This is a genomic window from Streptomyces lycii (assembly GCF_009735685.1).
Taxonomy (GTDB): Bacteria; Actinomycetota; Actinomycetes; order Streptomycetales; family Streptomycetaceae; genus Streptomyces; species Streptomyces lycii.
Genome location: NZ_WHPN01000262.1, coordinates 40,196 through 53,630, shown reverse-complemented (window position 1 = coordinate 53,630; position 13,435 = coordinate 40,196). Strand labels below are relative to the sequence as shown.

Below are 13,435 nucleotides of genomic sequence, written 5' to 3'. Positions count from 1 at the left end.
GGAAGTAATCGATTGCGCCGGGCCGGCCGTCGGCAACAATGTGCGGTGCCGCCCGGACCGGCCCCGTGGACGGGCCCTCACACCGGGGCGGCGAACCGACGGAGGGACGGGGACCGTGGAGAGCGCGCATCTGATCGAACTGGAGGACGTCGAGAAGGTCTTCCAGGTGCGCCGCCGCGCGGGCCTGCTGCGCCGCGAGAAGCGGGAGGTGCGTGCGGTCGACGGCATCTCCTTCACCGTGCCGCGCGGCGAGATGGTCGGCTACATCGGCCCGAACGGGGCCGGGAAGTCGACCACCATCAAGATGCTCACCGGCATCCTGGTGCCCAGCGGCGGCCGGCTGCGGGTCGCGGGCATCGACCCCTCGCGCGACCGCACCCGGCTCACCCGCCGCATCGGCGTCGTCTTCGGCCAGCGCACCACGCTCTGGTGGGACCTGCCGCTGCGCGACTCGTACGCCCTGGTGCGCAGGATGTACCGGATTGCGGACCGCCGCTACCGGGAGAACCTCGACCGCTGCGTGGAACTCCTGGACCTGGGCGCGCTGCTGGACGTCCCCGTACGGCAGCTGTCGCTGGGCCAGCGGATGCGCGGCGACATCGCGGCGGCCCTGCTGCACGACCCGGAGGTGCTCTACCTCGACGAGCCGACCATCGGTTTGGACGTCATCAGCAAGGCGAAGGTGCGGCAGTTCCTCGCCGACATCAACACCGAGCGCGGCACCACGGTGCTGCTCACCACCCATGACCTCAGCGACATCGAGCAGTTGTGCCGCCGGGTGATGGTGATCGACCACGGGCGGGTGATGTACGACGGCGGGCTGGACGGCCTGCACGCGGTCGGCGGCAGCGAACGGGTCCTGGTCGTCGACCTGGAGCGGGAACTGCCGCCGATCTCGCTCCCGGCGCTCCCGGACGTCCGGGTGACCCGGGCCGAGGGCCCGCGCCAGTGGCTCGCGTTCCCGGCGACGGGCAGCGCGGCGCCGGTCGTCGCGGCGGTGGCGGCGGACTACCCGCTGGTGGACCTGTCGGTCCGGGAACCGGCGATCGAGGAGGTCATCGCGAAGATGTACGCGGAGGGGGCGGCCCTTTGACGGGGTGGGGCGGGGGCGCTGCCGCAGCGGCGGAGTCTGGCACGCCCGGATCACCGGCAGCCGTTGCCGTCGCGCTGCCGGGGCCGACGGGGCGGCGTGAGCCGCGGGAACGCGGTGCGCTCCGGGAATCCGGGAAGCAGCCGGGCAACGGCGGGGAAGCCGGGAAACAGCCGGGAAGCCGGTCCCGCGCCGGGAAGCCGGGAGACCGGGAAGCCGGTCGCGCCCGGCGGCCCGGCGGGTCAGGCGTCGCCGGGGCGCTCTCCCGCGCGTGCCGCCCAGTACGCGCGTTCCGCCTCCGCGTGCTCCTCCGCGCTGCCCTCGATGCAGAATTCGTTGCCCGCCGGGTCCGCGAAGACCACCCAGCCCCCGCCCTCCGGGTTGCGGCGGTCGTCGACGATCGTGCCGCCCAGCGCCGCGACGCGCTCCACCTCCTCGTCGCGCGGCCGGTCCGGCCGCAGGTCGAGGTGGACCCGGTTCTTCAGCGTCTTCTCCCCGGACACCCGCACGAACAGCAGCGTCGGCTGCCCCTCCGGCACCTCCAGGGCCACCTCGTCGTCGCCCGGTTCGTCCACCGGGTCGACCGGGCGGCCGAGCACACCGCTCCAGAAGCGGGCCACGTCGTACGGCTCGTGGGGCGGTGCGCAGTCGAAGGTGATGTGCCGGACGAACGACGTCATGTGCTCTCCCCGTGGCTGGTGACCCGCTTGCGGCGGCCGGTACCGCGGGCCGGTGGCCGCCGTGCCGACGGGGCGGACTGTACGCGCGCGAACCGGCCGCCGGACAACCGTTTTCGGTGCCGCGGGCGGAGCCCGGCCCTGGCCGGCGAGGCTCGAACCCGCCCCCGGACGCCCCGTATCCGCCCGCACGGAGCCCGAGCTGTGACTCGCGAGCCCGCCCCCCGGGGCGGGGCCGGCTGCGTAGGGTGTGGACCATGACGAGCGAACCCCCCTCCGAACCCGCCGAACCCTTGGGACTGCCCGAGTTGCGGGCCTCGGACGCCGATCGTGAGCGGGTCGTCGAGGTGCTCCGCGAGGCGCTGGCCGAGGGGCGGCTGGACATGGACGAGTTCGACCAGCGTCTGGATGCCGCCTACACGTCCCGGACGTACGGCGAGCTGGAACCGCTCACCCGGGATCTGCCCGTGCCGGGCGGCCCGCCCGTCGCGCCGCCGCTGCCCGCCGACCGGCGCGCCGCCGGTTCCCCGGCGCGCTGGTCCGAGCGGATCGGCGGCCGGCCCAGCTCCACGTACGGCGTCGGGATCCTGGGCGGCTTCCAGCGCAAGGGCGGCTGGGTCGTGCCGCGCCGCTTCACGGCCGTCACCGTGATGGGCGGCGGCGAAATCGACCTGCGGGACGCCCGCTTCGAGGACCGCGAGGTCGTCATCCGCTGTTTCGCGGTCATGGGCGGGGCCTCGGTCGTCGTCCCGCCGGGCGTGGAGGTCGACGTCCGGGGCATCGGGATCATGGGCGGCTTCGACCAGAGCGGTGCGGACGACCACGAGCTTCCGGTGCCGGGCGCGCCCCGCGTCGTGGTCACCGGGTTCGCCTTCTGGGGCGGCGTGGGCGTGATCCGCAAGCTGCCGAAGGCGGAGCGCAAGCGGCTCAAGGAGGAGCGCAGGCGCCGGGAGCTGGAGGGCAAGGGGGAGCGCGGGCCGGAGAAGCGGGACCGCGGGGAGCCGCACTGACGCGGTCCGCGGTCCCCGCCCCGGACCACCGACGCCCGCCGGCCCCCGGCGGTCAGAGCTTGGCCGGAGCCGAGCCCTTCAGCATGTCCAGGTCCAGGGCGTGGGCCATCGCGCGGTAGCCCTCGTCGCTCGGGTGCAGATGGTCCCCGGAGTCGTATTCGGGCAGCAGCCGGTGCGGCGCGGACGGGTCGCGCAGGGCCTCGTCGAAGTCGACGACCGCGTCGAACACCCCGCCCGCCCGGATCTGCGCGTTGACCTGCTGCCGGGTGGCCTCGGTCCGCTCGCTGAAACCGCGGTGCCCGCCGAACGGCATCAGCGTGCCGCCGACGACCTTCAGGCCCCGCCCGTGCGCCTTCTGCGTCAGCTGCCGCAGACCCTCGACGATCCGGTCCGCGTCGAGCTGGTGCGGCAGCCTCAGGATGTCGTTGACGCCGAGCTGGATGACCACGGCCCGCACCCCGCTGTGCGACAGCACGTCCCGGTCGATCCGGGACAGCCCGCTCGGACCGCTGCCGTCGACGAGGATCCGGTTGCCGCTGATGCCCTCGTTCAGCACGCCGTAGTACGGCGCCCCCTGCTCGTCGCGCAGCCGCTGCGCCAGGAAGTCCGGCCAGCGGCGGTTGGCCCCGGTGGTGGAGGTGACGCCGTCGGTGATGGAGTCGCCGAGGGTGACGACCGCTCCCTGCGCCTCGCTGTTGCGGACGTCGACGGCGGTGACGTAGCGCCAGTACGGGCTCTGCCCCGTGTAGGCGGTGCCCGCCATGTCGCCGGCCCGGTCGCCCTTCGCGACGTACGAGGTCTGCCGCGCCGTCGGGTGGTAGGTGGCCGGTCCCGACGGGGACGGTGAATACGTCGTCACGAGGAGGTCGGCGGTGGGCGGCACGGTCAGCCGCGCCGCGTCGCTGACGACGTGCCGGCCGGCGGGGATGCGCACCGTGGTGCGTCCGGAGAACGTCAGCCGGTGCATGGTGCCGGGCTCCGCCGTCGGGCTGCTGGGCGCCGACGCGAGCGCGATGGTGGCGTGGCTGATGACGAGCGGCCGGGTGCCGAAGAGGTTCGAGAGCCGGACGCGTGCCGCGGTGCCGCCGATGCTGGTGTGGACGACGTTCCGGATCGACATCCCGGTCCAGCCGTTCAGGGTGTTGGGCTCGGGAGCGGCCGCCGACGCCGCCCAGGTGCCGACCCAGTTGCCGGTGACGGCGGGTGCCGCGCCGCCCTGCTGCTCACCGGGCCGCCGGGAGCTGTCGTCGCTGCCGCCCGAGGCCCTGCCGCCGGCACTGACGAAGATCGCGGTGGAGACGAGCACCACCACGGCCGCCAGCGCGGCGAGCAGGGCATAACCGTTCCGCTTGGCCACGCTCGGATTGTCTCCTCGGACAGGGGAGCCCAAGGCTCCGGGGTACGACGCGAAGGGGTCCGGCCGGCGGCGGCGACGTCGGCGCACTCGGCGGACACTTCCATGGTCCCATGCTGGGATCAAGGCCCGGCGGGCGGCCGGGTACCGGCCCCGCACTTCAGGACGCGGTGCGGGCGCTGTTCGTTCCATCGACGCGGCACTCAGGGACAATGCAGTGGGGGACCGGCGCGAACGGGTGGAGTGGATGGAACGTACGAACGTGGATGAACCGGCGTCCGGCCGGCCGGGCCCCCGGCGGCCCGGCCCGGCGGGAACGGCCGCCGACACCGCCGCGCCCGCCGGGCAGAAGGCGCCGAGGGGGGCGCGCGGGCCCGGTGTGTTCAGCCTCGCCGACGAGGAGAAGCGGCGCGGCGTACGGCAGATGAAGACGATCGCGACCGGGATGCTCGTCCTGGTCGCGGTCGTCTACGCGCTCGCGGAGTGGGCGGGCAGCGCCGGCGCCGGGGCGTGGGCGGGTTATGTCGCGGCGGCGGCCGAGGCCGGCATGGTCGGCGCGCTCGCCGACTGGTTCGCGGTGACGGCGCTCTTCCGGCACCCGCTGGGCCTGCCGATCCCGCACACCGCGATCATCCCGACGAAGAAGGACACGCTCGGCCGCAGCCTCGGCGACTTCGTCGGGGAGAACTTTCTCTCCTCCGACGTCGTACGGGAGCGGCTGCGCGCCGTCGGCATCGGCAGCCGGCTCGGCGGCTGGCTGGCCGAGCCCGCCAACGCCGAACGCGTCACGGCCGAGCTGTCCACCGCGCTGCGGGGCGCGCTGACCGTGCTGCGCGACGCGGACGTGCAGGCCGTCGTCGGCGAGGCGGTGACGCGGCGCGCCGAGGCGCAGGAGATCGCGCCGGGCATCGGCGGCATGCTCGACAAGATCGTCGCGGACGGCGGGCACCGCAAGGTCGTCGACCTGGTGTGCGTCCGGGCGCACGACTGGCTCGTCGAGCACAGCGACTCGGTGATGGACGCGGTGACCGGCGGCGCGCCCGGCTGGACCCCGCGCTTCGTGGACCGCAAGGTCGGTGACCGGGTCTACAAGGAGCTGCTGCGCTTCGTCACCGAGATGCGGGACGTCCCCGACCACCCGGCGCGCGGTGCCGTCGACCGCTTCCTGACCGACTTCGCGCAGGACCTCCAGTCCGACACGGACACCCGCGCCCGGGTCGAGCGGCTGAAGACGGAGGTCCTGAACCGGGACGAGGTGCAGGACCTGATCGCATCCGCCTGGAACGCGGTGCGCCGGATGGTCGTGTCGGCGGCGGAGGACGAGCGCAGCGAGCTGCGCACCCGCGCCCGCGCCGGCCTGCTGTCGCTGGGCCGCCGGATGGCGTCGGACGAACGGCTCCAGGGCAAGGTCGACGGCTGGCTGGAGGACGCGGCGGTGCACGTGGTGACGACGTACCGGGACGAGATCACGTCACTGATCACGGAGACCGTCGCGGGCTGGGACGCCGAGCACACCTCGAAGAAGATCGAGGCGCACATCGGGCGGGACCTCCAGTTCATCCGGATCAACGGCACGGTGGTCGGGGCGCTGGCCGGGCTGCTGATCCACACGGTGAGCCGGGCGCTCGGGGCGTAGGGGGATTCCGTCCGGCGTCCCCGGCGCCCCGGGTGTTCAGGCGGCGCGGGGACCGCGCGCCGGCGGCGTGGGGCGGCGGGTGCGGCGGGTGCCGGCCCGGCGCACCCGGTCCCGGTGCGGCCCGTACGCCAGGTCGTACGTGACCAGGACGCCGGTGCGGCGGTCCCGGCCCTGCTCGGCGTCCCGCAGTTGCCGGTCGACGCGGTGGTCGCGGACCGCCCCGACGAGCGCCGGGAGGAGGAAGAGGGCCAGCAGGGAGACGAGGGCGACAATGTCCAGGAATGTGCTGAGTGCTGTTTCCATGTCCATAATTCTGGCCGCCCCGGGAGCCGCCCGGCAGTGGCAGCACTGTCGCCCACCATCGAATTACTGCCAGATCGGTGCCACACTGTCAGCATGCTGAAGAACGTGGCCGTCCCGCTCACCCACGGGGTCAACGCCTTCGAACTCGGAGTGGTCGCCGAGGTCTTCGGCATGGACCGCAGCGAGCAGGGGCTCCCTGTGTACGACTTCGCCATGGTCGCCGCCGAACCGGGCCCCGTCCGGGCCAACCCCGGCTTCACCATCGGCGCCCCGCACGGTCTCGACCGGCTGGAGACCGCGGACCTCATCGCCGTCCCGGCGGGCCGCGACTACGCCGGCCGGGAGTTCTCCGGCGAACTGCTCGACGCGCTGCGCCGGGCCGTGGACCGCGGCGCCTGGGTGCTCAGCGTGTGCTCGGGCGCGTTCGTGCTCGCGGCCGCCGGACTGCTCGACGGGCGGCGCTGCACCACGCACTGGTTCCACACGGACGAACTGGCCCGGCGGTACCCGGCCGCCCGGCTGGAGCCCGACGTGCTGTACGTCGAGGACGGCCCGGTCGTCACCTCCGCCGGCACGGCGGCCGGCATCGACGCCTGCCTGCACCTGGTCCGCCGCGAACAGGGCAGCAAGGTGGCCAACGCCATCGCCCGGCGCATGGTCGTGCCGCCGCACCGGGAGGGCGGGCAGGCCCAGTACGTCGAACACCCGCTGCCCCGCGAGGAGACCGGTGACGCCATCGGCGACTCGCTGCGCTGGATGCAGGAAAACCTGGAGGAGGAGGTCACCGTGGGCCGCCTCGCCGAGCGCGCCCACATGTCGGCCCGCACCTTCGCGCGCCGCTTCCGGCAGGAGACGGGTACGACCCCGTACCAGTGGATGCTGGGCCAGCGGCTGCTGCACGCCCAGCACCTGCTGGAGGACACGGACCTGACGGTGGACGCCGTCGCGGCCCGCGCGGGCTTCGGTGACGCGCCGGCGCTGCGCCACCACTTCCTGCGCCGGCTCGGCACCACACCGCACAGCTACCGCCGCACCTTCCGCGGCCCGGCGGAGGCGGCGGCTGTGGGCGGGTGACCGGCGGAGAACGCCCCGCCCCTGGCGCGCCCGGGCGGCGTGCGGGGGCGATCCGCCCGCCCCGGGACCCGAACCGGCGGGGCGGCGTCAGGGCAGCGCGCGCCGGGCAATCCGCCGCCCCGCCGGCTGTACGAGCCGCAGACCGGCCTCGACCAGGGCCCAGCCGAGGCGGTGCCGCAGCGCGAGCAACGGGGCGTGGGGGCGGGGGCGTGCGGCGTGCGGGCGGCGGTCCGGGCGGGCGGCGGTCCGCGCCTCGTGCCGGAGTTCGGCGGCTCGCAAGCGGTGCAAGTGCAGATGAATGTCGCTGTGCATGGCGGGGCCTCCAGGGATGTCGGGCCGGCGGCGGTCGCACGCCCGCGGGCCGGGTGCTGTCGCGGGGTCAGTCCGCTTCCGGGGGCCGGACGGTGCCGCGGTCCGGTGTGGCCTGCTGCCCCTCCGCGCGCGGGAAGGCGTGCACATGGACCCGGACCGGCGCCGACCCCGTCTCCTCGCGCGTCACCGCCCTGGCCCGGTAGCCCTCGACGACGTTGTGCAGCTCCGCCGCCATCTCCCGGGCCAGGTCCGGGGTGAGCCGCAGCGAGTAGTCGCTCAACTCCCAGACGCTGCGCCACTCCTCGGGCCAGTCGTGCATCGTGCCGAGCCAGGTGTTCAGCTCCTGCGCGTGGATGGTCGCCACTTCGTGCATCAGCGTGCTGATCGCTCCGCGCACCGCCGGGTCGGTGTGCCGCATGAACGCGTCGAGCCGGTCGATCTTCGTGCCCCGGTGGGCCGCCTTCCACCACCGCTCACGGCCGGTGCCCCGCTCCGGGTCGTCCACGACGAAGCCGTGCGCGGCGAGCTGCCGCAGATGGTAGCTGGTCGCGCCGCTGGACTCGCCGAGCCGGGCGGCGAGCCGGGACGCGGTGGCCGGGCCGTGCTCGCGCAGCGCTTCGAGCAGCCTGATCCGCAGCGGGTGGGCCAGTCCGCGCAGCGACCGGGGGTCGAGTGACAGGACCTCCTCGGCCTCCGCCCGGCCCCCGGTCGTGTGTCCGTCGTGGGTGCCGGACTCGGCTTCGCGCTCGCTCATGCGGTCAGACTAAGGATGCAAAGACTGCTTTGCAAGGGGTTCTGTGCAATGAAGTCTTTGCATCCTGGGGCCGGTTGTCGAAGCCGCCGTGCGCGCCGGGGCCGGTGCCGGAGTCCGGGCGCCGGGCAGGGTGTTCGCGGCCGCGGACCGCGGCCGCGAACGTGGCTGCGAACCGTGGGGCGTGACAGCGGCCGTGAACCGTGGGGCGTGACCGCGGTCGTCACCGCGGAACGCGAAGCGCCCGGCGACGGCACGGGAAGGCGCCCGGCGACGGCAGGGGAAGGTGCCCGACGACGGCACGGGAAGGCGCCCGGCGACGGCAGGGGAAGGTGCCCGACGACGGCACGGGGAGGATCGGTGTCAGCGGGCGTAGGCCGTCGGCGGGACGCCGACCGTCGCCGTGAAGTCGCGGACCAGGTGGGCCTGGTCGCTGTAGCCGAGTTCCGCCGCGAGTTCCGGCCAGTCCACCTCCGTGCCGGACTCCGCCCGCTCCATGGCCTCGTGGATCCGGTAGCGCAGCAGGACCCACTTCGGGCTCACGCCGACGTACGCCGCGAAGAGGCGCTGGAGCGAGCGCACCGACACGCCCTCCGTGCGGGCGAAGTCCGCGACCCGGCGGATCGTGCGGTCGGTGCGGATCCGCTGCACCAGCTCCACCGCCAGTTCCGCCCGCGGGTCCGGGACCGGGCCGTGCGCCAGCAGGAAGGCGTCCAGGGCGGCGACCCGCTCGTCCTCGTCCGCCGGTTCGAGGACGTCCGCCGGGGCGGCGTCCGTACCGGGGAAGACGTGGGTGTGCGGCAGCCGCCGGCCGGTCCACCGGGACACCGGCGCGTCCGGCGCGAACGGGCGGAAGCCGCCCGGCCGGAACTGCACACCGCACACCCGCCCGGCGTCCGCCAGCTTCTGCGTGAACAGCTCCAGCCCGATGCCCGCGACCTCGCCGGACGCCGGGGCGGCGGCACCGTGGCGCTGGAAGACCAGGTTCACGCTGGGGTGCGGCACCACGTGCGTGACGTACGGCTCTGGCAGGTCCCAGTCGATCAGCCAGTACAGCTCCACATACGGCCGCAGCGGCACCGCCGGCTCGCGGCGCCGGAAGCGGACCCGCGCGAAGAGTTCCGGGGCGTCGACGATGCCCCGCGTGTCGCGCCGCGGACCTGCCATGGCGCCGATCCTAAGCCGTCGCGTGTCGCGTTTTTTCAAGCCGCGGCCCGCCCCGTCTGCGTAGCGTCGCGCACATGACTACGACGACGAGGACCGGCGAACTCATCGAACGGGCGGCCGCGCGCGCCGTACCGGTGGTGCGCGGAGTGCGCGACGACATGCTCGGGCTGCCGACGCCCTGCGCCGAGTACGACGTGCGGGCGCTGCTGAACCATCTGACGCATGTGGTCGTCAGCTTCCAGGACCTGGCCGCGAAGCGGGAGGCGGACTTCTCCGCCACCCCCGACCATCTGGGCGCGGGAGGTGACTGGCGCGCCCGTTTCGAGGAGGAGTCGAAGCGGCTGGCGGCGGCGTGGTCGGAGCCCGGCGCCGAGGACGGCCGGATCGGCTCCCTCCAGCTTCCGGCCCGTACGGTCGGCTCGATGGCCGTGATCGACCTGACGGTGCACGCCTGGGACCTGTCACGGGCCACCGGCCTGGACTTCGAGGAGCCGGACCCCGCGGTCCTGGACGACGTGGAGGCGCTGGCCGCGACGATGGCGCCGACGGGGCGGAAGAGGGGCGCCTTCGGTGAGCCCGTACCGGTGCCCGAGAGCGCGCCGCGCTTCGACCGGCTGCTGGGGTTCATCGGGCGTGACCCGGGCTGGCGGCCGGCCGCGGTCTGAGCCCCGGGCGGCTCCGCGGGCCCGCCCGGCGACTCGACTCGTGGCGACTCGTGGCGACTCGTGGCCGAAGGGGGCCCGGGGCCTGCTCCCCGGGCCGGGTCTGCCCCACGGGCCGGGTCTGCTCCCCGGTCCGGATCTGCTCCCGATCCCGGCTTGCCCCACGGTCCGGGCATGCTCCCGATGCGGGTCTGTCCCCCGGCCCGGGTCTGTCCCCTGGCCCGGGTCTGTCCCCCGGTCCGGGGCGGCGGCCCGCGTTCGTGACGGTGGTTCCCGGCCGTGCCGTTGGTTCCCGGCCGTGCCGTTGGTTCCCGGCCGTGCCGCTGGTCCCCGGCCGTGCCGTTGGTCCCTGTGGTCCGCGGCGGCGGCGCTGGCCCCGGCGGTGGTGGCCCGGCCTCGGCGGAGGCGCCTGCCTCGGCGGTGGTGCCGGCCCCGGCCCCGCGCGCCGGACGCGCGGGGCCGGAACCGGGTCAGTGTTCGGCCGGGGTCCCGGCCGAGGTCTCCGTGCCCGCCGCCCGGTCCGCCCGGTCCGCCCGGTCCGCACGGGCGGGACCGTCGCCGAGGACCCGGCGCAGCACCGGCACCGCGGCCAGGCCCGCCGCCGCCACCGCGAGCAGGAACAGCATTCCGGTCAGCGCGTTGCCCGTACGGTCCACGACGGCGGCGATGCCCAGCGGTCCGAAGCCGCCGCCCAGGTTGCCGATCGCGTTCACCGCCGCGATCCCGGCCGCCGCGGCCGCACCCGCGAGGAAGCGGGGGATCAGTGCCCAGAAGGCGGGCTGCGCCGCGAAGCCGCCGACCGCGGCGGCGCACAGCCCGAGCATCTGGACGACGGGCGACGAGGCCAGCGTGGTGACCGCCAGGCCGGCGACCGTGAGGGCGAGCATCGCGGCGAGCCAGGCGTACGGCGCGTCGTGCCGGGCCACCAGCCGGGGAACGACGACGAGTCCGGCCGCCACACAGACGTACGGCAGCGCCGAGATCAGCCCGACAGCGGCGCCGGACAGGCCGCCGAAGGCGTCGATGATGCTGGGCAGCCAGAAGGACAGCCCGTAGGTGGACAGCGGGAAGGCGAGGAAGAAGACGGCGGCGGTCAGCACCCGCCGGTCGCGGAGCACGGCGAGGGTGCTGTGCGGCTGGCGGCCCGCGGCGGCTTCGCCGTCGGCCAGGGCCCCGGTCAGCCAGGAGCGTTCGGGCGCGGTCAGCCAGCCCGCGGAGTGCGGGTCGCGCGGCAGCAGGGTCAGCACGGCGGGCACGATCAGCACGGCGGGCAGCCCGGTGGCGACGAACACCCACTGCCAGCCCGCCATGCCCCAGGTGCCGCCGAGGTCCGTCAGCAGCCCCATGACCGGGTTGCCGAGGATGAACGACACGGGGGCGGCGAGCATGAAGAAGCCGATGGCGCGGGCCCGGTGGTTGCCCGGGAACCAGCGCGCGAGGTAGTAGAGCACGCCGGGGAAGAAACCGGCCTCGGCGGCGCCGAGCAGGAAGCGGGCGGCGTAGAACTGCCAGGTGGTGGTGACCAGCGCGGTGGCCATGGTGATCAGGCCCCAGGTGAGCAGGATGCGCGCGATCCACCGCGGGGCGCCGACCCGGTGCAGGACGAGGTTGCTGGGCACCTCGAAGATGGCGTACGCGGTGAAGAAGAAGACCTGCCCGAGGGTGAAGGCGGTGGCGCTGACGCCGAGTTCGGCCTGGAGCTCCAGCTTGGCGAAACCGACGTTGGACCGGTCGATGTAGGCGATCACATAGAGCAGGCCGAGGAACGGCAGCAACCTCCAGGTCAGTTTGCGGATCACTGCCTGTTCCATCGCGCGGCTCCCTCGACGTTCCCTGTGCTCTGACGCCCCGTACGTTGTTCGGTATTGCGAATGACATCTGCTATATCGAACGCCGAACGGCGGAAACACTAGGAGTGGTGTGCGGGCGGGTCAACGGTTCGAACAGCGTCGATTCCGGGGACTCTCCCCGCGCGCCGGCCGCGGGGCCGGACGGGTGAGTCCGTGCAACCGAACCGGTCCGCCGCGGGTCTCCCCGGAGGAGGAGCGCAAAGGCGCGCTTTACCGGCGGAACGGACATGCGTCCGCCCGTGCCGCCGCTCCCGCACCGGAAGGACAGACCGATGAGGACGACGACGAACTCCCGCACCGGCACGACGAACGCCCGGACCGCGACGACGAACTCGCGGACCACAGCACCGAATTCCCGCACTGCCGGCGCGGACTCCCGCACCGCGAGGGCGAACTCCGGCACCGGCACGGCGGACTCCCGCACCGCGACGGCGAACCCCGGCACCCCGGCCCCCGGTGGAGCGGCGGCCCGTACCCCGCTCGCCGGCCGCGCCATGCGCACCGCGGCCCGCCGGCCGCTGTTCACCGCGCTCGCCGGGGCCGCGCTGTGCGGCGCCACCTTACTGCCGGGCGCCCCGACGGCGGCCGCGACGGACCACCAGCGCCCCGCCGCCGCCCCGGAGCGGCAGTTGATCGCCTCGTCGACCCTCGGCGAGGACCGCCGCATCACCCTGACCGCCGTCCGCTCCGCCGGGGACGGGACCGCCGCCACGGTCCGGCTCGCGACCTTCGTCCACGACGGCGGCGGCTGGATCCCGGAGGACCGGGTGGTCGTGGGCGAGCGCGGCGGCTGGTTCTGGTACCCGCTGACCGGCAGCGGCGCGGTCTGCGAGTTCTCCACGTCGAGTGCGGGCGACGCGCCGATCGCGGTCAGCCTGCTGATCACCCCGTCCATCGGCTGCTCGGACGTCCACCGCTTCCACATCGAGAACGGCGAGATCGTCCCCGGCTGAACCCTCCCGCCGTGACATGGAGCACACCTGGCGCCGCCACTGCGCACTTCGGGCTCCGGCACCGATCTCCCGGGCAACCGGCGAGCCGAGCCGGACGCACAGGACCGAGACAGTCCAGGAGTAGCGATGTCCCTCTGCCCCCGCCCGGAGCACGCAGCCATGGAACGGCGGCTCGACCGGATCGACCGGCGCGTCGACGCCTGCTGCGCCACCGGGGCGGCCGTCACGGCCGCCCTGGGGACCGGCAGTCTGGTCACGGCCCTCTACCAGTACGGCATGGTGCAGGACGGACCGATGACCACGGCCGGGGCCGCGCTCGCCACCGCGCTCTACGCGGCCACCGGCTGGATCGCCAAGAAGGTCCGGAAGCGCAGGAGGGCGCGCGCGGACGCCTGGCGCGACGAGTCGGCGGGCGTGTCCGACCGAGCGTTTCCGCCCTCTCGTACGAGTACCTCCCGTCAGGCCGGAATTCCCGTCGTTCCGGCACCTAGGAGGACCGCACATGACCACAGAACTGGTACCGGATCCGGCTGACGACGCATCGGGCGAGGCGCCCCCGCCGGCGGTGAAGGTGCCGGCTCCGGCGGCGCACCGGG

Annotated in this window: 14 protein-coding genes; 7 read left to right on the top strand and 7 right to left on the bottom strand. The window is 74.4% G+C overall.

All coding sequences use genetic code 11. The features are described from left to right. Positions 1 to 115 precede the first annotated feature (115 nt). Positions 116 to 1,093 carry an ABC transporter ATP-binding protein gene (locus GCU69_RS12170; protein WP_156206016.1) on the top strand — a complete coding sequence of 326 codons (978 nt, stop codon included), beginning with the start codon at positions 116 to 118 and terminating at the stop codon, positions 1,091 to 1,093. Between the two features lie 239 nt (positions 1,094 to 1,332). Here the strand turns inward: GCU69_RS12170 and GCU69_RS12165 are convergent, their stop codons facing one another. Then, on the bottom strand, positions 1,333 to 1,770 hold the full coding sequence (locus GCU69_RS12165; RefSeq protein WP_098752066.1) for a VOC family protein: 438 nt from the start codon (positions 1,768 to 1,770) through the stop codon (positions 1,333 to 1,335). A 254-nt stretch (positions 1,771 to 2,024) separates the two neighbouring features. On the opposite strand from GCU69_RS12165, the gene GCU69_RS12160 reads away from it, so the two are divergent. Further along, entirely contained in the window at positions 2,025 to 2,777 is a 753-nt protein-coding gene (locus GCU69_RS12160) for a DUF1707 SHOCT-like domain-containing protein (protein WP_156206015.1), read from the top strand. A gap of 52 nt (positions 2,778 to 2,829) precedes the next feature. On the opposite strand, the gene GCU69_RS12155 is transcribed toward GCU69_RS12160, so the two are convergent. Beyond that, positions 2,830 to 4,134: an SGNH/GDSL hydrolase family protein gene (locus tag GCU69_RS12155; protein ID WP_235978429.1), complete on the bottom strand. Its 1,305-nt coding sequence runs from the start codon at positions 4,132 to 4,134 to the stop codon at positions 2,830 to 2,832. Positions 4,135 to 4,378: 244 nt separating this feature from the next. Between GCU69_RS12155 and GCU69_RS12150 the strand changes: the two genes are divergently transcribed. Continuing rightward, positions 4,379 to 5,767, top strand: coding sequence for a DUF445 domain-containing protein (locus tag GCU69_RS12150; RefSeq protein ID WP_156206014.1), 1,389 nt, complete (start codon positions 4,379 to 4,381; stop codon positions 5,765 to 5,767). Positions 5,768 to 5,803: 36 nt separating this feature from the next. Here GCU69_RS12150 and GCU69_RS12145 read toward each other — a convergent pair whose 3' ends face one another. Then, a complete protein-coding gene (locus tag GCU69_RS12145) occupies positions 5,804 to 6,070 on the bottom strand; it encodes a hypothetical protein (protein WP_098752063.1) in 267 nt (88 codons plus the stop codon). Positions 6,071 to 6,163: 93 nt separating this feature from the next. Between GCU69_RS12145 and GCU69_RS12140 the strand changes: the two genes are divergently transcribed. Continuing rightward, positions 6,164 to 7,144 carry a GlxA family transcriptional regulator gene (locus GCU69_RS12140; RefSeq protein WP_098752062.1) on the top strand — a complete coding sequence of 327 codons (981 nt, stop codon included), beginning with the start codon at positions 6,164 to 6,166 and terminating at the stop codon, positions 7,142 to 7,144. Positions 7,145 to 7,231: 87 nt separating this feature from the next. Here the strand turns inward: GCU69_RS12140 and GCU69_RS12135 are convergent, their stop codons facing one another. The 3 genes from GCU69_RS12135 to GCU69_RS12125 all read right to left on the bottom strand — a co-directional run bounded on the left by GCU69_RS12135 (position 7,232) and on the right by GCU69_RS12125 (position 9,374). Beyond that, entirely contained in the window at positions 7,232 to 7,456 is a 225-nt protein-coding gene (locus GCU69_RS12135) for a hypothetical protein (RefSeq protein ID WP_156206013.1), read from the bottom strand. A gap of 67 nt (positions 7,457 to 7,523) precedes the next feature. Beyond that, a complete protein-coding gene (locus tag GCU69_RS12130; RefSeq protein ID WP_156206012.1) occupies positions 7,524 to 8,210 on the bottom strand; it encodes an ArsR/SmtB family transcription factor in 687 nt (228 codons plus the stop codon). A 360-nt stretch (positions 8,211 to 8,570) separates the two neighbouring features. Beyond that, positions 8,571 to 9,374 carry a DUF6597 domain-containing transcriptional factor gene (locus GCU69_RS12125; RefSeq protein WP_098754763.1) on the bottom strand — a complete coding sequence of 268 codons (804 nt, stop codon included), beginning with the start codon at positions 9,372 to 9,374 and terminating at the stop codon, positions 8,571 to 8,573. A gap of 74 nt (positions 9,375 to 9,448) precedes the next feature. On the opposite strand from GCU69_RS12125, the gene GCU69_RS12120 reads away from it, so the two are divergent. Further along, positions 9,449 to 10,039: a TIGR03086 family metal-binding protein gene (locus GCU69_RS12120; RefSeq protein ID WP_098754762.1), complete on the top strand. Its 591-nt coding sequence runs from the start codon at positions 9,449 to 9,451 to the stop codon at positions 10,037 to 10,039. A gap of 467 nt (positions 10,040 to 10,506) precedes the next feature. Here GCU69_RS12120 and GCU69_RS12115 read toward each other — a convergent pair whose 3' ends face one another. Next, positions 10,507 to 11,847, bottom strand: a complete 1,341-nt coding sequence (locus GCU69_RS12115) for an MFS transporter (protein ID WP_156206011.1) — start codon at positions 11,845 to 11,847, stop codon at positions 10,507 to 10,509. A 311-nt stretch (positions 11,848 to 12,158) separates the two neighbouring features. On the opposite strand from GCU69_RS12115, the gene GCU69_RS12110 reads away from it, so the two are divergent. Together GCU69_RS12110 and GCU69_RS12105 are read left to right on the top strand one after the other, a co-directional pair. After that, positions 12,159 to 12,839, top strand: coding sequence for a hypothetical protein (locus GCU69_RS12110; RefSeq protein WP_328629992.1), 681 nt, complete (start codon positions 12,159 to 12,161; stop codon positions 12,837 to 12,839). Between the two features lie 126 nt (positions 12,840 to 12,965). Continuing rightward, positions 12,966 to 13,373: a hypothetical protein gene (locus tag GCU69_RS12105; protein ID WP_098754760.1), complete on the top strand. Its 408-nt coding sequence runs from the start codon at positions 12,966 to 12,968 to the stop codon at positions 13,371 to 13,373. The last annotated feature ends 62 nt before the right edge of the window (positions 13,374 to 13,435 follow it).